Genomic DNA, 17,602 nt, shown 5'->3' with positions numbered 1-17,602 from the left:
AAACTCAGGCCGACTTTCCGGCCAGCAGCGAGTACTGCGCGCGGATGTGCTCCAGCCCGTAGCGCTGTTCGAGCCGACGCACGATGAAGTGGCCTCGCGCCATGTCCTGGTAGTAGTCGGTGAACATGGCATTCAGGCTGGCCCCGGCGACCGCGCCCACCACCGGCACCGCCTGCGCGGCGAACTTCTCGGTGACCACGATGCCAAAGCGTGCCGCGACCTTTTCCACGATCCGGGCCAGCCACTTGGCGGCCTCCTTCGGTCCCAATCCCAGCAGCAGGCCGGAGCCGCTGCGCGCCGCGCCACCGGCCAGCTCGGCCGACAGGTGGCGCATGACTTCGGCGGTGAATCCCCGCGCCAGGTAATAGCCGGTCTCGCTGGCGTCGTCCTGCTCGGAATTGCCGCCCAGCGCGAACACTTCCAGGCAGGCCTGCTTGGTCGCGAAGTCGTCGAGGTCGAAGCCCTCGCTGCGGGCGACGTCGGCCACCGCGCGCATCATGATCGTGGTCGACAGCGGCAGCTCTACGAACAGGGCGGCGAAGCCGAACGCCCCGCCCACCGCGCCAGAGGCCGCGGCAGCCAGTTTGTGCAGTTTCGTCGACGCTGCCTTGCCCGGGGTCTTTTCCAGGCTCCACAGCGCGGCACTGGCGGCTTTGGACAGGGCGGCCTCGCTGGCACCGTTGATGCGCCGGGTGACGCCGGCCGGCAGCTTGCGGACCGCAAATTCCAGCGGCGTGCCGACCACGGCGGCCATCCGCGCGGTCAGCGTCGGCGCCTCCAGCAGGCTGACCGCCCGCTGCAAGTCGGCCAGGTCCTGCTGGCTGTCGCGGATGTCCGGGAACTCAGCCTGCATGCGCGGCGACCGGGTCACTCCGGCTGCGGCAGGCCGGACAGCGCGCCCATGTAGGTGCGGTAATGGCGCAGCTCGTCGATCGAATCGTGCACGTCGCTCAGCGCGGTGTGGCTGGAGGTCTTGCGCACCGCGCCGGCCACCGTCGGGGCCCAGCGGCGCGCCAGCTCCTTGATGGTGGATACGTCCAGGTTGCGGTAGTGGAAGTACTTCTCCAGGCGCGGCATCTCGCGGTGCAGGAAGCGACGGTCCTGGCAGATCGAGTTGCCGCACATCGGCGACGCGCCAGCCGGCACCCACTGCGCCAGGAACGCCACGGTCTGCGCCTCGGCCTGGGCCAGGTTGACCTGGCTGTCGAGCACGCGCTGCCACAGGCCCGAGCGCCGGTGCTGGTTGTGGTTCCACTCATCCATCGCTTCCAGCGTGGCCAGCGGATGGGAAATGGCGAATTCCGGACCTTCGGCCAGGACGTTGAGCTGGGCGTCGGTGACGACCGTGGCGATCTCGATGATCGAATCGTTGTCGGTGTCCAACCCGGTCATTTCCAGGTCGATCCAGATCAGTCGATCACTACCCGCGCGCACTTCCGCCATGTCTGCCTCTTGCCGCGACCGGCAAGGCGCCGGCCGATTGTTGATGGATGGGCAATGATACGCCGGCCGTGGCGCAAACCGGCTCAATGTGGCAGCAAGGGCCGCCCGCGCTTGGCGCGGAAATAGTTGGTCAGCATCGTGCTGGCCTCGCTGGCGAGCACGCCGCCGGCGACCTCCACGCGGTGGTTGTGGCGCGGGTCGCCCAGCAGGTTGAAGACGCTGCCGGCCGCGCCGGTCTTCGGGTCGCTTGCCGCGTACACCACCCGCGCCACACGCGCATGGACGATGGCCATCGCGCACATCGCGCACGGCTCCAGGGTCACGTACAGGGTGCTGCCGACCAGCCGGTGGTTGCCCAGCGCCTGCCCCGCCCTGCGCATCGCCACGATCTCGGCATGCGCGCTGGGGTCGCACTCGGCGATGTTGAGGTTCCAGCCCTCGCCCACCACCTGGCGCTGCGAGTCGAGCAGCAGCGCGCCGACCGGGATCTCGTCGAATTCGTGCTGCGCACGCCGGGCCAGCGCCAGCGCCTGGCGCATCCAGTGTTCGTCGTCGGGGCGGTGGTCGGTGGTCACGGACATCAGGGGCTGGAAACAGGGTCGGGCGCGCCGGCCTCGCCAGCACGCAGGTGGAGCAGCGGATAGGGCCTGCCCTGCCCATCCAGGGGCGAGCGACCCACCATGGTGAATCCCAGCCGCTGGTAGAAGCCCACCGCCTGCCCATTCTGTTCGTTGACGTCGGTGGTCAGCCGCGGGTCCTCGCGCAGTGCATGGCCAACGAGCTGGCGACCGATGCCGCTGCCACGCGCATCCGGATCGACGAACAAGGCTTCCATGTGGCCGTCGGTGACCCACATGAAGGCGAGCGGCCGGTCGGTGGCATCCACCGCCAGCAGCAACGGGGCCGTCGGCAGGAAGCCGGCGACCTCGACGTCAATGGCGTTACGGCCGGCCGGCGACAGGAAACCATGGGTGGCGTCGACCGCGCGGCGCCAGATCTCGATGACGCGCGGGGCGTCCTGTGCACGCGATGGACGGAGCTGCAGCATCGGGATTCACCGGATGGGCGAGGCGCCTGCCTGCAGCCCGGGGGCAAGGAATGGCGGACAGAGTGGGATTCGAACCCACGGAAGGTTTGACCCTTCGCCGGTTTTCAAGACCGGTGCCTTAAACCGCTCGGCCATCTGTCCGTTGCATTGCGCCGCGACGACGAGCTGCCGTCGCGGGCGCAGATTCTCGCATGACTGGCGCGGCTTTGCTCAGCCCGCGTCGACTGCCAGCGCCCCGATCGCCGAGGCCTTGATCTTTTCCTTCGCGCGCTCGCAGGCACCGCCGCAATCCAGCCGCGAGGCCTCCAGCAGCGGCGGCAGGTTCTCGGCCAGGTAGTCGATGAACACCCGCACCGCCGGCAGCAGGCCGCGACGGGAGGCGAACACCGCATGGCAGATGCCCTGCGGCAGCGACCAGTCCGGCAGCACGACCTCCAGCTCGCCGTTGCGCACGGCCTCGGCGCAAACGGTTTCCGGCAGCATGGTGATGCCGTAGCCGTCCTTGACCATGCTCTGCAGCAGCGGGAAGTCGAAGCCGGCCACGCGCGGCTGCAGGTCCACGCGTCGCACCTCGCCGTCCGGGCCGTGCAGTTCCCAGCGCTGGCGGGCCTCGTCCTCGCTGATGCTCATCGTGACGTGGTTGGCCAGGTCATCCGGATCCTTGGGGCGACCGGCGCGATCCAGGTACTTCGGGCTGGCGACCAGCAGTTCCTGCACCTGGCCGAAGCTGCGCATCACCAGCGAGCCGTCGTCGTCCAGTCGCGAACGCACGCGCAGGGCGACGTCGTAGCCCTCGTTGATGATGTCCACCCGGCGGTTGCTGATGTTCAGCTGCAGCCGGACCTTGGGGTACATCTCGAGGAATTTCGGCAACAGCCGCGGCAGCTGCATCTGCGCCAGCGACACCGGAACGCTCGCACGCACCAGCCCGCGCGGTTCGGCGCTGAGCCGGTCGACCACCTCACGGGCGGCCTGGGCCTCGGCCAGCATCGTCTGTGCGTGGCGGTGCACGCTCATGCCAACGTCGGTGACCGCGAAGCGGCGCGTGGAGCGCTGCAGCAGGCGCACGCCCAGATCGGTTTCCAGCTGGCTGATGCGCCGGCTCAGGCGCGACTTGGGGATGCCCAGCGCACGTTCGGCCGAAGCGAATCCACCGTGGTCCACGACCATGGCGAAGTAGTACAGGTCATTCAGATCCTGCATGTCAGCAGTCTCATATTCAGAACGATAGGTGTGATTCAAACACCTTTATCCCGCGGTTGCAACAATCCATCATTCACACCCTGCCGCGGTAACACCGCTCTCCCTCGAGGTACCCGAACCATGAAACTGCTGCATATGGACTCCAGCGCCCTGGGTGGCAACTCCATCAGCCGCCAGCTCACCGCCGCCGTGGTGGAAACCTGGCACAAGGCCCTGCCCGACCTGGTGGTGGACTACCGCGACCTGGACAGCGAACCGGTCCCGCACCTGACCGGCGCCTCGCTGGCCGGCACCAACGAGGCCGAAAAGGCCGATGCCGAACGCACCCTGCAGCAGTTCCTGGAGGCCGACGTGCTGGTGATCGGCGCGCCGATGTACAACTTCACCGTGCCGTCCACGCTCAAGGCCTGGATCGACCGCATCGCCGTGGCCGGCAGGACCTTCCGTTACACCGAGAACGGCCCCGAGGGCCTGGCCGGCGGCAAGCGCGTGATCGTGGTCAGCACCCGCGGCGGCCTGCACACCGGCGCGCCGACTGATTTCCAGGAGCCCTACCTGCGCCAGATCTTCGCCTTCCTCGGCATCAATGACGTGGAATTCGTGCGCGCCGAAGGCGTGGCTTATTCGCCGCAGCACCGCTCCGATGCCATCGACCAGGCGCTGGCTGCCCTGCCGCAGCCGGCCGCGGCGCTGGCCGCCTGACCTGACATCGCCTCCCCCACCGCGATGCCGCCGGCATGACCGGCACCGACGGCCCTTCGGGGCCGTCGTTCTGTCCGGACTGAAAAAAGAAACGGCCCCGAAGGGCCGTTGCGCGTGTGCATCCCAGCGAAGGATCAGTCGATCCGTTCGGCGCCACCCATGTACGGGCGCAGCACCTCGGGCACGGTGATCGAGCCGTCGGCGTTCTGGTAGTTCTCCAGCACCGCCACCAGTGCGCGGCCCACGGCCACGCCCGAGCCATTGAGGGTGTGCAGCAGCTCCGGCTTGCCGGTGGCCGGGTTGCGCCAGCGGGCCTGCATGCGGCGGGCCTGGAAATCACCGCAGTTGGAGCACGAGGAAATCTCGCGGTACGTGTTCTGCGACGGCAGCCAGACTTCCAGGTCATAGGTCTTGCGCGCCGAGAAGCCCATGTCGCCGCTGCACAGCAGCACCTTGCGGTACGGCAGGCCCAGCTTCTCCAGCACCACCTCGGCGGCGCGGGTCATGCGCTGGTGCTCGGCCTCGCTTTCTTCCGGACGGGCGATGGACACCAGCTCCACCTTCTCGAACTGGTGCTGGCGGATCATGCCGCGGGTATCGCGACCGGCGCTGCCGGCCTCGGAACGGAAGCACAGCGAGTGGGCGGTCATGCGCATCGGCAGGCGCGCGTCCTCGACGATCTCGTCCCGCACGGTGTTGGTCAGCGCGATTTCCGAGGTCGAGATCAGGTAGCGGCGCGCATCGCCCAGTTCGGTGGCGAACATGTCCTCGGCGAACTTCGGCAGCTGGCCGGTGCCGACCAGCGACTCGGCGTTGACGATGACCGGGACATTGGTCTCCTCGTAGCCGTGCTCATTGGTGTGCAGGTCGAGCATGAACTGCGCCAGCGCACGGTGCAGGCGGGCCATCTGGCCGCGCAGCACGGTGAAGCGCGCGCCGGACAGCTTGGCCGCGGTCTCGGCATCCAGCCAGCCTTTGCGGGCGCCGAGCTCGACGTGGTCCTTGACCGGGAAATCAAACTCACGCGGCGTGCCCCAGCGCGACTGCTCGACGTTTTCGGTCTCGTCCGCACCCAGCGGCACTTCCTCGGCCGGCAGGTTGGGAATGCCCTGGGCGATGGCTTCGATACGCTCGCGCAACTGGTCCAACTGCACTTCAGAGGCCTTCAGCTCATCGGCGAAGCCGGCCACTTCGGCCATGATCGCCGACACATCCTCGCCCTTGGCCTTGGCCTGGCCGATCGCCTTGGACCGGCTGTTGCGCAGGCTCTGCAGTTCCTGGGTGCGCACTTGGATGCGCTTGCGGTCGGCTTCCAGGGATTCGAGTTCGGCCACGTCCAGCGCGTAGCCGCGCGTGGCGCGCAGGCGTTCGGCCAGTTCGGCGGGGTTTTGGCGGAGCAGGACGGGATCGAGCATGGTGGCGGCACTGTGACGACGTAAGCTGCAATTATCGCCTGAACCGGCGGCGTCTGCGTCCCCTGCATGCGCGCTGTGCCAGAATCGGGCGGTTCCGAACGGTTACCCCCATGCCTGCCGACCGCGCTTCCCCCGCCTCCGCCTCCCGCTTCCCGTTGCCTCCGCGCTCTCTTTCGATTGCCGGGATTGCCTTCGGCATCGGCGTGCTGCTGTTCGTGCTCGTGTGGCTGGGCGGCCGCAAGAACGAGGTCGCCGGGCCGGATCCTGACGTGGCTGAGACACAGGCCACGCTCCAGCCGCTGCCGGCACCGCTGCCGGCCGGTGCCGGGGCCAGCGAGATGCCTGATGCCAGGCCGGTGGAAGAAGACGAGCGCCCCCAACTGGTGGAAACCGTGCCGCCTCCGGTACAGCAGGAACCCACGCCCGCGGAGATCGCCGCGGCCAACGCTGCCGCCACGCCGGCATCGACCGGTCCCGTTGAGCGGCCGCGGCCACTGGCTGACAGCAGCCCTGCGCCGCAATACCCGCCTGCGGCCCTGCGCCGCGGAGAGCGCGGCACTGTGGTGGTGCGTGTCGACGTGGATGCCAACGGCATGCCTGGCGGCGTCACGCTGGTCCAGCGCAGTGGCTCGCGGGCACTGGATCGTGCAGCAATGGAGGCTGTGCGGCGCTGGCGCTTCCAGCCAGCGACCCGCGATGGGCAGCCGGTGGAAGGGAGCTTGGAAATCCCCTTCGATTTCACGCCCTGAGCGCGCAGGAACGACCTTTCAGTGACTTGCAGCATCGGCGGCTGAATGCCATCGGGTTTCAGGCCGATGCTTCACGGCTGGGTGACACACCCGCGCAGCTGCCCGGGCAAGACTGGACTCCCGATCGAAGCAGGAGCCCGCCATGTCCCCGCCCCCCGGCCACTACGTGCACAACACCACCCGCGTTGCCGCCACGCCGCAGGGCCGTCGTAACCGCCCGGTATCGGTCTGGCTGTGGATTGCGCTGATGGCCGCGATACTTGCCATCGCCGCGGCCTGGGTCGCGCAGCAGCGCAACGGTGTCACCGCGCCCCCCGTGGGCGAACGGGCATTGCCGGCTCCGGGTGACTCACGCGCCGTCGCGCCGGAAGCGCGTCCGACGGCCACCGCCTCCCAGCCGCAGGCCAGGCGTGCGCCCGCACTGGCCCAGGACCGCGATGCGCGCCCGCTGTCCAGCAATGCCATGCCTGACTATCCGCGCGAGGCGCTGCGCTCGCGCCTTGAGGGCAGCGTGGTGGCCCGCCTGCAGGTCGGGGCCGATGGTCGCGTGCAGGACGTTTCCATCGTCAGCCGCGAAGGCGCGCGTGACCGCGCACTGGATCGCGCGGTGATCGACGCCACCCGCACCTGGCGCTTCGAGCCGGCCATGCGTGATGGCCAGGCCGTGGCGAGCGTGGTGCAGGTGCCCGTGGACTTCAGTCCCGGACGCTGAGCCCGAATCCTGCACCGGTAGCCAGGGCGTCAAAGCCGGGGAACGACGTCGCCACGTTGGCGATGTCGTTGATCCGCACCTCGCCCCGGGCCAGCTGGCCGGCCACGGCGAAGGACATCGCGATGCGATGGTCGCCGTGGCTCTCGATGGTCCCCGCGCCGAGCTGGCCCGGAAAGATCGTCGCGCCGTCGGGGGTTTCATCCACTCGCAGTCCCAGGGTGCGCAGGCCAGCGGACATCGCTGCAAGCCGGTCTGACTCCTTGACCCGCAGCTCCGCCGCGCCGCTCACCACGGTAGGGCTGCTGGCAGCGGCCGCAGCAATGAACAACGCCGGGAACTCGTCGATCATGTCCGGCACCAGTTCCTCGGGGATTTCCGCGCCGTGCAGCGGTGCGTGGCGCACCACCAGGTCGGCGACCGGTTCCCCGCCCTGGCTGGCGTGGTTCTCTTCCACGATGTCCGCGCCCATCAGCCGCAACGCGGCAAGCAGGCCGGTACGGCGGGGATTGAGGCCGACGCGCTGCAGCCGCAGCCCCGAGCCCGGAATGATGCTGGCGGCCACAAGAAAGAACGCTGCCGAGGAAAAATCCGCCGGCACCACGATGTCGGTGGCGCGCAGGCGCTGGCCGCCGGCCAGGCGCGCCTCACCCGGGGGGAAATCGATTTCCACACCGAAGGCGCGCAGCATGCGTTCGGTGTAGTCACGCGTGGGATGTGGCTCGCGGATGCGGGTTTCGCCCGTGGCGTACAGCCCGGCCAGCAGGAGCGCCGACTTGACCTGGGCGCTGGCCACCGGAAGTTCGTAGTCGATGCCAGTCAACGCCTGCCCGCCCTGCACGCGCAGCGGGGGCGTACCATCGGCTTCGGTCTGGATGCGCGCACCCATCCGTGCCAGTGGCCCGGTGACCCGGCGCATCGGGCGCCGCGACAGCGACTCGTCGCCGACCAGCACGCTGTCGAACGGTTGCGCCGCGAGCAGGCCGGCGAGCAGACGCATGCCGGTGCCGGCATTGCCGCAGTCCAGGTCGCCGGTCGGAGCGCGCAGGCCATCGACGCCCACGCCATGGACGATGCGCTGCGACGGAGTCGGCGTTTCGATCCGTACGCCGAGTTGCTGGAAGATCGCTGCAGTGGCGCGGGTGTCCTCACCCTCGAGGAAACCTTCGATCCGCGATACGCCGTCGGCCAGGGCGGCGAACATCACCGCCCGGTGCGACACCGACTTGTCACCCGGAATGGAAAGCGTGCCCTGCAAGGGCCCGCCGGCGGTGGCGATCCAGTGTTGCGAACTGCTCATCTGTGTTCCGTTGCCTGCGCTGCGGTGATGGCGCCTGCGGACAGGCACCGGTAGTGCGGAGATCGGCCGCTCAGGGCACGGCGACCGGATAGGAACCCAGCACCTTGATCTGTGCCGAGTGCGCCTTCAGTTCAGCCAGTGCCTGCTGCATCGCCTCGTCCTCGACATGACCGGCCAGGTCGATGAAGAAGCCGTACTCCCACCTGGCCTGGTGCGAGGGCCGCGACTCGATGCGGTTCATGCTGATGCCATGGCGGGCAAACGGGCTGAGCACGTCGAACAGCGCGCCGGGCTTGTCGTGGATGAACACCAGCACCGAGGTGCGGTCATGACCGGAGGACGGGAAGATCTGCCGGCCGATCACCAGGAAACGCGTGGTGTTGTCGGCGTCGTTCTGGATCGGCTTGGTGACCACCTTCTTCAGGCCATAGACATGACCGGCGCTCTCGCCGCCGATCGCCGCCGCGTCGTCTGCATTGCGTGCGCGTCGTGCGCCTTCGGCGTTGGACGACACCGGGATCTTCTCGGCCCTGGGAAGGTTGGCACGCAGCCACGCCGAGGTCTGCATGAACGACTGCGGATGCGCATAGATGCGCTCGATGTCCTCGATGCGGCCACTGCGCGACATCAGGAACTGCTGCACGCGCAGCTCCACCTCGCCGCAGATCTTGAGGTTGGAGGTCAGGAACATGTCCAGCGTGATCTGGATCGTGCCCTGCCCCGAGTTCTCCACCGGCACCACGCCGAAGTCGGCATTGCCGGCTTCCACCTCCTGGAACACCTCCTCGATGCTGGCCAGCGGCAGGCCCAGCGCCGAGCGGCCAAAGTGCTTGAGCACGGCCTGCTGGCTGAAAGTGCCTTCCGGGCCGAGGTAGCCGATCTTCAGCGGCTCCTGCTGGGCCAGGCAGGCAGACATGATCTCGCGGTAGACGTGGACCAGGACCTCGTCGCTGAGCGGGCCCTCGTTGCGGTCCACGACCATGCGCAGCACCTGTGCCTCGCGTTCGGGGCGGTAGTAGTCCACCGCCTGCGCAAGCTTGCCCTTGGCCTTGCCGACCTGGCGGGCCATGCGCGCGCGCTCGGCGATCAGGCCCTGGATGTCACGATCTATCTGGTCGATTCGGGCACGCACGTCGGCCAGCACCGGCGCGGCCACCGCGGGCATCTCGACATTGGGGCGCGCCTTGGCAGGCTTTTCCGTCTTCGCGGAAGTGGCGCGCTTGCGTGCGGGCTTGCTTGGCTTGTCGGCCATGGGGTGGATCCTTGCGATTACGGTCGCCGGGCAGCTACCCGGCGGAAAGGTAAATCAGGGGCGACGGCTCAACCGTGGCGCTGCTGGAAATCGCGCATGAAGCCGGCCAGGCCTTGCGCGCCGGCCAGCGGCATGGCGTTGTACAGCGAGGCGCGCAGCCCGCCGAGCGCCTTGTGGCCCTTCAGCGCCAGCAACCCGGCCTCCCTGGACTCTGTAAGGAAGCGGCTGGTAAGCGTGTCATCGGGCAGGAAGAACGGGATGTTCATCCGCGAGCGCGCCGCCGGGGCGATCTCGTTGCGGTAGAAGCCGCCGGAGCCGTCGATCGCTTCGTAGACCGCGGCCGATTTGGCGGCATTGCGGCTGGCGAACTCGGTGACACCACCTTCGGCCAGCATCCACTTCACCGTCAGCCCGAGCAGGTACCAGTTCCAGGTCGGCGGCGTGTTGAGCATGGAATCGCGCGCGGCATGCGAGCGGTAATCGAAGATGTCGGCGCGCGGCTGGCCGGCACGCTCGAGCAGGTCGCGGCGCACAATCATCACCGAGATGCCGACCGGCCCCAGGTTCTTCTGCGCACCGGCATAGATCAGCCCGAAGCGCGACACATCCAGCGGTTCGGACGCGATCGAGGAACTGAAATCGGCCACCAGCGGTACGTTGCCCACGTCCGGGATGTCGCGGAACTCGACGCCGTGGATGGTTTCGTTGGCCGTGATGTGCACGTAGGCCGCATCATCGGACAGCTTCCACTCCGCGCGCGGCGGGATGTCGTGATAGCCATCCACCTCGCCGTCGGCGGCCACGTTGACGTCGACATAGGGGCGCGCCTGCTTGACCGCGGTCTTGCCCCAGTGGCCGGTGAGCACGTAATCGGCCCGCTGGCCCGGGCTGGCGAAATTCAGCGGCAACAGCGCCTGCTGGGTGGTCGCGCCGCCGGCAGTGAACAGCACCGCGTAGTTGTCCGGGATCGAAAGCAGGCGACGCAGGTCGGCTTCGGTCTCGGCGGCCAGGGCAATGAACTCGGCACTGCGGTGGCTGATCTCCACCACCGATGCGCCGACGCCGCGCCATTCCAACATTTCCTCCTGCGCCTGGCGCAGGACCGATTCCGGCAACGTTGCAGGGCCGGCACTGAAATTGAACGCGCGCGTCATGTCACACCTATGGGGCAAGAGCCCTAGTATGCCGCAGCACATCAGGCTTGGGCTGGCGGCAAATGGTTGCAACTGCATCCATTAGCCAGCCCTGTAATGGGCCGTATGCGTGACCCTCTCATACGGCTCTTTCTTTCGCCGGTTCCGCGGGAGTTGACGCGGAAACGGATGGCCTCAGCGCGCTCCGAACAGGAGCAGGCTGGCCAGCGCGCCAGCCATCAGCAAGGCGGCCAGCAGCAACCACGGCCAGCGATGCGAACTACGCCGGGGCTCGCTTGCCAGCGGGCGATGTTCGGGCGTGGCTTCGACCTCGGTCGGCTCTTCGGTATCGAGCACGGGCTGGTGCACCAGCGGCACCTCGAGCACGAAACGGTGCTGGGCATCGAACACGACCTGGTCGCCGGGCTGCAGCCAGCAGTGGCGCACCGGGACGCCGTTGACCGTGCTGCCCTCGGCCGAGCCGAGGTCGCGCAGCAGGATCCGGTCGCCATGACGTTCCAGCCGCGCATGCTCCAGCGCAAAGGCCGGATCGTCGATGATGATGTCCGCCTCGGCGCTGCGCCCGACCAGGCGCATGCGATCCAGGGTGAAGCTGCGCCCGTGGTGCTGGCCACCGACGCCACGCAGCAGCATGCGCTGGTCCTCGCCGGCATGCACCGGCATTTCAGGCGGGTTGGGCACTTGTTCGCAGCTGCCCTGCACCACCAGTTCCAGGCCATCGGCGTACACCGCGTCGCCCGCGCGCAGCATCGCCATGCGCCGCACCGGGCGACCGTTGACGTGGATCCCGCGGATGCCGTTGGCGACCTGCAGCCAGAGGCCGCGGCCATCGAGGCAGAACTGGGCCAGCAGCAGCGTGCCCTGCACTTCCTCGCCGACGCGGACCACGCCCGAGGCATGCCGGGCGATGCGCAGGATGCCCGGACGCAGTGGCTGGTCGGGCTGCTGGCGGTTGGTCGGATGTACTAGCAGGGTCTGCACGCGGCGCAGACTATCAGGTTGCATGAACATGCAGAAGGATGTGCTGGACGTGCACGCCGCCGTGCGCACAATAGCCGCCCCTCCCCTGCCCACGACGTCCTGGAGCACCCGTGTCCCGCATCGATATCCGCCACGCCCACTCCCTCGCCGCCGACCAGGCGCGCTCGGCCATCGAGGACGTGGCCCGGAAGCTCGACGAGCGTTTCGACATCACCTCGCGCTGGCAGGGTGACAGGCTGCAGTTCTCGCGCTCCGGCGTCGATGGTGCGATCGAACTGCTGCCCGGCGAGGTCCGGGTTACCGCCGAGCTGGGTTTCCTGCTGTCGGCGATGCAGGACATGGTCGAGTCGGAGATCAAGCGGGTGCTGTCCGAGCGGCTGGGCTGAGCCGGGCGCGTCGCGAAGCCATCACGCCGCGCAACGGTCGCGGCGTTAGATTTGGTGGCAGACCATTCCTGACAGGGAGAAGGCCATGACCACCGAAAACCGCACCTACGACGATGCCGCCTCGGCCCACGAGCAGACAGAGCGCCTGACCCGCAAGGTCGCCGAATCGGCCCAGCAGATCTGGCTGGCCGGGCTCGGCGCCCTGGGCCGTGCCCAGGCCGAAGGCAGCAAGCTCTTCGATTCGCTGGTCCGCGAGGGCGAGAACTACGAACAGCAGAGCCGGCTGGATCCGGAACGTGGTGCCCCGCTGCGCGACAGCGTCGAGCACACCTTTGACCGCGCCAGGGAGCGCGTAACCGGCGCCTGGGGGAAGATGGAAGGCATGTTCGAGGACCAGGTGCAGTCGGCGCTGCGCCGGTTGAACATCCCGACCCGCGAGGAGATCGAGGCGCTCAACCAGCGGATCGAGACGCTCAACGCCCGCCTCAACCGCGCCGAGACCCGCGCTTCCCAGGCCCAGGCAGCCGCCGCTGTGGCTTCGGCCAGCAGCACCGGGAGCACCCCGTCGGACCCGCCACAGGTCGACTGAAGTCTAATGTTGCAAAGCAACATGCGGCCGGTACAATCGGTATCAGCCCGCCAGCTTGACCGTTGCCAATTGTTCCCTCCCCTCTTGGCTCCGGATCGGCGGGCTTTTTTTTGCCTCCGCCCGGCCTCCCCTTCCGTGCAACCGTGATGTTGGACGGTTCCGAACCCCGGCCGATATAGAATTGGCCGATTCGCCCACGCTTCCCCGGGTACTTACGTGTTCTCCTGGATTCTGGCTTTCGTGCTGGCGCTGCTGGTCTGGTGCCTGGCCACGTTCCATCTCTGGTTCATCAAGCGCCGCACCACCGAGACCCGCCTTGGCCTGAAAGCCCTGGCGGGGATGCATTGGCGCGAGTTTTCGCAGCTGATCCACCGGGCCATGCACGAACAGCGCGGGTGGGTCGACGTGTTCGAAGAGCGCGACGAGAACCGCGAACCGCAGTCGGATTTCCTGATGCAGGACGGCGAAGGCCAGCGTTGGCTGGTGTCGTGCAAGCACGGCCGCGCCTACCGCATCGGCTCGGCCGCGGTGAACGAACTCGGTGCCGCCCTGCGCCTGGCCGGCGCCCGTGGTGGCGTGCTGATCACCGAAGGCAAGGTGGAGCGTGATGGTCTTGCCGCGGCCCAGAAGCAGTCGATCGAGGTGCTGGACGGCCGTCACCTGTGGCCGCTGCTGCGCAGCTACCTCCCCGGGGAGCTTGAAGCCAGTGTCACGGGTGTGGCCCGTCGCGAGGCGCAGCGCCATATCGGCATCGCCGCACTGGCGTCGGTGACGCTGGGCCTGCTGGTCGGCATGGGCTACCTGACCGCCCTGGTAACCCAGCCTGACGAACCAACCGCCGCCCTGCCGGTGGTGGCGGCCGCCCCCGAGCCGCCTGCGCCCGCGCCGGCTCCTGCGGCTGCCGACGCCACCCCAGTCGAAACCACGGGCGCCGGGGACACTGCGGAGATCGAGGATTACCTGCAGGAAAACCCGGACGACGCCACCCTGGCGCGTTATCAGCAGGCGGTGTCGCGCTCGCTGTCCACCCGACCCGGAATCATCAGCGCGCTGTGGTTGACCCGGCTGACCCTGTCGGTGGACCGCTCGGCCGATGACGACAAGGTGTGGCCGCTGATCTGCGAGGAAGTCACCCGCTACCCGGCGCTGCGCACCGTGCGTATCCAGCTCAATCCGCGGCCCGGTTACGACGAGCCGGTGCGCTGGCGCCAGTGCAGCACGATCTGAGCAGGCTCAGCTGACGCGTGCGCCCGGCGCGAAACGGGCAATCAGGTCGTAGGAGTCGCCCAGGAACATCTGCCGCACCCAGGTGATGGGCTGGTCGCCGATCCACGTCTGGCGCCCGATCACCAGGCAGGCGGTGCCGGTCGGCACCTGCAGCTGCGCCGCCTCGTCGGCCGTGGCCGCCACCGCACTGATGCGGTGTTCGCCCCGGGTCCAGGAAACGTGCTGCAGCAGCCAGCTGCCCGGCGCGTACTCGGAAAAATCGGTCTCCAGCATCTGCGGCACTACCGACGGGTTGACCAGCCGGTACTCCAGCGCCAATGGCTGGCCGTCGGCCAGGTGCAGGCTGCGCAACTCCAGCAGCACCCCGTTGCCCACCAGCGCCACTTCCTCCGGTCGGTCCGGATCGGCCGCGCGCTGCACCCGCTGCAGCAGGCGGAAGCCATAACGGTGCCCGCGCTGGGTGACCGCGGTGGCGATGTCGGGGATCTCCAGCGCCACCTGCTCCAGGTGGGGATGGTGGCGGGCGACGAACGAACCGGCGCGGCGGCGGCGCTCGATCATGCCGTTCTCGGCCAGGGTGGTCAGCACCTTGTTGACCGTCATACGCGAGCAGCCGTACTGGGCCATCAGTTCGTGTTCGAACGGGATGCGGTGGCCCGCCGGCCATTCGCCGCTGAGGATCCGGCTTTCGATCTCGCTGCGGATGCGTTGGTTGAGGGTTTCACCCTTGCTGCTGCTCATGCGCACTCATCCCGCGTGTTGGTTGCCCGTGTCGTCCATCAGCCCAGCACCTTGTGCAGGGCGGCGGCATAGCGGGCGGCCACCGCGTCGCGCTGCAGGTGGCGACCGTCGCTGACCAGCTTGCGGCCATGGCGCCAGACCGAACGCACTGCGCCGCCGCGTGCAGCGAACAGCCAGCCGTCCAGCAGCGCATCACCGTCGCGCGACAGCAGCGCCGGGTGGGCGTCATCCAGCTCTACCAGGTCAGCCGGCGCACCGACGCGCAAGCCGGTCTCCACTCCCAGCGCCTGCGCGCCGCCCAGGCCGGCCTGCTCGTACAGCCAGCGGCCGCTGGATTGCGACGGATCCGGGGCCAGCACGTTGCGTGCACGCAACTGCAGCCGTTGTCCGTATTCGAGCAGGCGCAGCTCTTCGGCCGCATCGACCAGCACGTTGGAATCCGAACCGACGCCGAAGCGGCCTCCGGCACGGGTGAAGGCCTGCATCGGGAACACGCCGTCACCGAGGTTGGCCTCGGTGATCGGGCACAGGCCGACCACCGCGCACCTGTCGACGATGCCGCGCACTTCGGCCGCGTCGACATGGGTGGCATGCACCAGGCACCAGCGCGCATCGACCGGCGCGTTTTCCAGCAGCCACTGCACCGGCCGCCGCCCGGACCAGGCCAGGCAGCCATCGACCTCGCGGGTCTGTTCGGCGATATGGATGTGGACCGGGCCATCGACAAGCGGCAGCAGCGCGGCCAGTTCCTCGCCGGTGACCGCGCGCAGGCTGTGCGGGGCCACGCCGAGCACGGCATCTTCCAGCGGCTGCAGCGCCTGGCGGCAGCCCTCGAGCAGCGTCGCGAAACCATCAATGTCATGGACCAGCCGCCGCTGCGCGGGGCTGGGCGGCGCGCCGCCGAAATCGGCATGGGCATAGAACACCGGCAGCAGGGTCAGGCCGATGCCCGAGCGCTGCGCGGCGGCGGCGATGCGGCCGGCCATTTCCGCACGGGCGGCGAACGGCGTGCCGTCGGTGTCGTGGTGCAGGTAGTGGAATTCGCCAACGCGGGTGAAGCCGGATTCGAGCATCTCCACGTAGGCCTGTTCGGCAATGGCCTGGAAGCTGTCCGGGCCCAGCCGGTCGAGGAAGCGGTACATCAGCTCGCGCCAGCTCCAGAAGCTGTCGCCGTCGCTGCCGCCGATCTCGGTCAACCCGGCCATGCCGCGCTGGAAGGCGTGGCTGTGCAGGTTGCCCAGCCCGGGAACGAGGATGCCCAAACGCTCATCGCCCGGCCCGGCCGGTTGCCCGGGCTCCAGCGAGACGATCCGCCCGCCGGCCACGCCCAGCCGTACTGGCCCGGCCCAGCCGACGTCGAGCAGCGCCTGCCGTGCCCAGAAATGTGTTGTCGCCCCGCCTGCCGTCGTCATCGCTGGACACTCTCCGATTCGCGCCATTATTGTATATACAAATCAACCGGAAAGCGGCGCCATGCATTGCGACACCCTCTGGCACAACGCGCACCTGATGACGCTGGAGGCTGGTGACGGCGCCCTTGGCATCGTCCGCGACGGCGTCGTCGCCAGCCGCGACGGACGCATCGTCCACGTCGGTCCGGCCGCGGATGCCGTGCACCTGGCGCCGGCGCAGCGCATCGACTGCCAAGGACGCTGGATCAGCCCGGGCCTGGTCGACTGCCACACCCACCTGGTCTACGCCGGCAACCGCGCCGGCGAGTTCGAGCAGCGGCTGCGTGGCGCCAGCTATGCCGATATCGCGCGTGCCGGGGGCGGTATTGTCGCAACCGTTCGTGCCACCCGCCAGGCCGATGAGCAGCACCTGCTCGAAGCCAGCCTGCCGCGTCTGGACGCGATGCTGGCCGAGGGCATCACCACGATCGAGATCAAGTCCGGCTACGGGCTCAGCCTGGAGGACGAACGCAAGCAGCTGCGCGTTGCGCGCCGGCTCGGCGAGCTGCGCGCGGTCGAGGTGGTGCCGACCTTCCTCGGCGCCCATGCGGTGCCGCCCGGGCGTGAGGCGCAGGAGTACGTGGACGAGGTCTGCAACCAGATGATCCCGGCCATCGCCGCCGAAGGCCTGGCCGAGGCGGTGGACGTGTTCTGCGAGCATCTGGCGTTCTCGCGTGCGCAGGCCGAACAGGTCTTCCAGGCCGCCGCCCGCCACGGGCTGGCAGTCAAGATCCACGCCGAGCAGCTGAGCAACCAGCAAGGCGCGTCGCTGGCCGCCGCGCATGGCGCGCTCTCGGCCGACCACATCGAACACCTGGACGAGGCCGGCATCGCCGCGATGGCCAGGGCCGGCACCGTGGCGGTACTGCTGCCTGGCGCGTTCTACTTCACCCGCGACACCACCCTGCCCCCGATCGACAAGCTGCGCACCGCCGGCGTGCCGATGGCGCTGGCCACCGACAGCAATCCCGGCACCTCGCCGCTGACCAGTCCGCTGCTGGCGATGAACATGGCCGCGACCCTGTTCCGCATGACCGTGGACGAATGCATCGCCGGCTTTACCCGGGAGGCCGCACGCGCGCTCGGTCGCCACGAGCGCATCGGCCGGCTGGCCGACGGACTGGATTGCAACCTGGCGGTCTGGGAGATCGAGGCGCCGGCCGACCTGGTCTACCGCATGGGCTTCAATCCGTTGCACGCCCGCGTGTGGCGCGGCAACCCGACCTGACACCACCGTATTTCCGGAGAACAC

19 protein-coding genes and 1 tRNA gene are annotated in these 17,602 nt (G+C 68.6%); 7 read left to right on the top strand and 13 right to left on the bottom strand.

Going from position 1 to position 17,602, the window contains the following annotated elements:
• Positions 1-4: 4 nt before the first annotated feature.
• From LG380_RS04025 to LG380_RS04000, 6 genes are all read right to left on the bottom strand, one after another.
• Positions 5-853, bottom strand: coding sequence for an EcsC family protein (locus tag LG380_RS04025; protein WP_225763725.1), 849 nt, complete (start codon positions 851-853; stop codon positions 5-7).
• Positions 854-867: 14 nt separating this feature from the next.
• Complete coding sequence (orn, locus tag LG380_RS04020; protein ID WP_225763724.1) at positions 868-1,443, bottom strand: oligoribonuclease; 576 nt, start codon at positions 1,441-1,443, stop codon at positions 868-870.
• Positions 1,444-1,526: 83 nt separating this feature from the next.
• Positions 1,527-2,024, bottom strand: coding sequence for a tRNA adenosine(34) deaminase TadA (gene tadA / locus LG380_RS04015; protein ID WP_225763723.1), 498 nt, complete (start codon positions 2,022-2,024; stop codon positions 1,527-1,529).
• Entirely contained in the window at positions 2,024-2,491 is a 468-nt protein-coding gene (locus tag LG380_RS04010; protein ID WP_225763722.1) for an acetyltransferase, read from the bottom strand. Before LG380_RS04010 ends, tadA begins: the two co-directional genes overlap by 1 nt.
• A 51-nt stretch (positions 2,492-2,542) precedes the next feature.
• Positions 2,543-2,632: transfer RNA gene (locus tag LG380_RS04005), tRNA-Ser, on the bottom strand.
• 69 nt (positions 2,633-2,701) lie between these two features.
• Positions 2,702-3,694 (bottom strand): LysR family transcriptional regulator, encoded by a 993-nt coding sequence (locus tag LG380_RS04000; RefSeq protein WP_225763721.1) that lies wholly within the window; start codon positions 3,692-3,694, stop codon positions 2,702-2,704.
• 120 nt (positions 3,695-3,814) lie between these two features.
• Here LG380_RS04000 and LG380_RS03995 point away from each other — a divergent pair, with 120 nt between their 5' ends.
• The gene (locus LG380_RS03995; protein WP_225763720.1) at positions 3,815-4,396 is read left to right on the top strand and encodes an NAD(P)H-dependent oxidoreductase; all 582 of its coding nucleotides are present in this window, start codon (positions 3,815-3,817) and stop codon (positions 4,394-4,396) included.
• 134 nt (positions 4,397-4,530) lie between these two features.
• Here the strand turns inward: LG380_RS03995 and serS are convergent, their stop codons facing one another.
• Positions 4,531-5,811 (bottom strand): serine--tRNA ligase, encoded by a 1,281-nt coding sequence (serS, locus tag LG380_RS03990; RefSeq protein ID WP_225763719.1) that lies wholly within the window; start codon positions 5,809-5,811, stop codon positions 4,531-4,533.
• Positions 5,812-5,921: 110 nt separating this feature from the next.
• Between serS and LG380_RS03985 the strand changes: the two genes are divergently transcribed.
• Both LG380_RS03985 and LG380_RS03980 read left to right on the top strand, forming a co-directional pair.
• Positions 5,922-6,560 carry an energy transducer TonB gene (locus tag LG380_RS03985; protein WP_225763718.1) on the top strand — a complete coding sequence of 213 codons (639 nt, stop codon included), beginning with the start codon at positions 5,922-5,924 and terminating at the stop codon, positions 6,558-6,560.
• Positions 6,561-6,702: 142 nt separating this feature from the next.
• Positions 6,703-7,272: an energy transducer TonB gene (locus tag LG380_RS03980; RefSeq protein WP_225763717.1), complete on the top strand. Its 570-nt coding sequence runs from the start codon at positions 6,703-6,705 to the stop codon at positions 7,270-7,272.
• Here LG380_RS03980 and aroA read toward each other — a convergent pair.
• From aroA to LG380_RS03960, 4 genes are all read right to left on the bottom strand, one after another.
• Complete coding sequence (gene aroA / locus LG380_RS03975) at positions 7,256-8,569, bottom strand: 3-phosphoshikimate 1-carboxyvinyltransferase (protein WP_225763716.1); 1,314 nt, start codon at positions 8,567-8,569, stop codon at positions 7,256-7,258. The two genes, LG380_RS03980 and aroA, sit on opposite strands and share 17 nt — an antisense overlap.
• A 70-nt stretch (positions 8,570-8,639) precedes the next feature.
• Positions 8,640-9,734 carry a prephenate dehydratase gene (gene pheA / locus LG380_RS03970; RefSeq protein WP_225766437.1) on the bottom strand — a complete coding sequence of 365 codons (1,095 nt, stop codon included), beginning with the start codon at positions 9,732-9,734 and terminating at the stop codon, positions 8,640-8,642.
• Positions 9,735-9,889: 155 nt separating this feature from the next.
• Positions 9,890-10,975, bottom strand: a complete 1,086-nt coding sequence (gene serC, locus LG380_RS03965; RefSeq protein WP_225763715.1) for a 3-phosphoserine/phosphohydroxythreonine transaminase — start codon at positions 10,973-10,975, stop codon at positions 9,890-9,892.
• Between the two features lie 174 nt (positions 10,976-11,149).
• Entirely contained in the window at positions 11,150-11,956 is an 807-nt protein-coding gene (locus LG380_RS03960) for an FHA domain-containing protein (protein ID WP_225766436.1), read from the bottom strand.
• A gap of 110 nt (positions 11,957-12,066) precedes the next feature.
• Between LG380_RS03960 and LG380_RS03955 the strand changes: the two genes are divergently transcribed.
• The 3 genes from LG380_RS03955 (at position 12,067) to LG380_RS03945 (ending at position 14,158) form a co-directional block, all read left to right on the top strand.
• Entirely contained in the window at positions 12,067-12,342 is a 276-nt protein-coding gene (locus tag LG380_RS03955) for a polyhydroxyalkanoic acid system family protein (protein ID WP_225763714.1), read from the top strand.
• 85 nt (positions 12,343-12,427) lie between these two features.
• A complete protein-coding gene (locus tag LG380_RS03950; protein ID WP_225763713.1) occupies positions 12,428-12,931 on the top strand; it encodes a phasin family protein in 504 nt (167 codons plus the stop codon).
• Positions 12,932-13,147: 216 nt separating this feature from the next.
• Positions 13,148-14,158, top strand: coding sequence for a restriction endonuclease (locus LG380_RS03945; protein ID WP_225763712.1), 1,011 nt, complete (start codon positions 13,148-13,150; stop codon positions 14,156-14,158).
• A gap of 6 nt (positions 14,159-14,164) precedes the next feature.
• Here LG380_RS03945 and hutC read toward each other — a convergent pair whose 3' ends face one another.
• Together hutC and LG380_RS03935 are read right to left on the bottom strand one after the other, a co-directional pair.
• A complete protein-coding gene (gene hutC / locus LG380_RS03940) occupies positions 14,165-14,899 on the bottom strand; it encodes a histidine utilization repressor (RefSeq protein ID WP_225763711.1) in 735 nt (244 codons plus the stop codon).
• 38 nt (positions 14,900-14,937) lie between these two features.
• A complete protein-coding gene (locus LG380_RS03935; RefSeq protein WP_225763710.1) occupies positions 14,938-16,311 on the bottom strand; it encodes a formimidoylglutamate deiminase in 1,374 nt (457 codons plus the stop codon).
• 61 nt (positions 16,312-16,372) lie between these two features.
• On the opposite strand from LG380_RS03935, the gene hutI reads away from it, so the two are divergent.
• The gene (gene hutI, locus LG380_RS03930; RefSeq protein ID WP_225763709.1) at positions 16,373-17,578 is read left to right on the top strand and encodes an imidazolonepropionase; all 1,206 of its coding nucleotides are present in this window, start codon (positions 16,373-16,375) and stop codon (positions 17,576-17,578) included.
• Positions 17,579-17,602: the final 24 nt, after the last annotated feature.

The sequence above is a fragment of the Stenotrophomonas sp. Marseille-Q4652 genome (genome assembly GCF_916618915.1).
GTDB lineage: Bacteria > Pseudomonadota > Gammaproteobacteria > Xanthomonadales > Xanthomonadaceae > Stenotrophomonas.
This window is presented reverse-complemented; position numbering and strand designations above follow the sequence as displayed.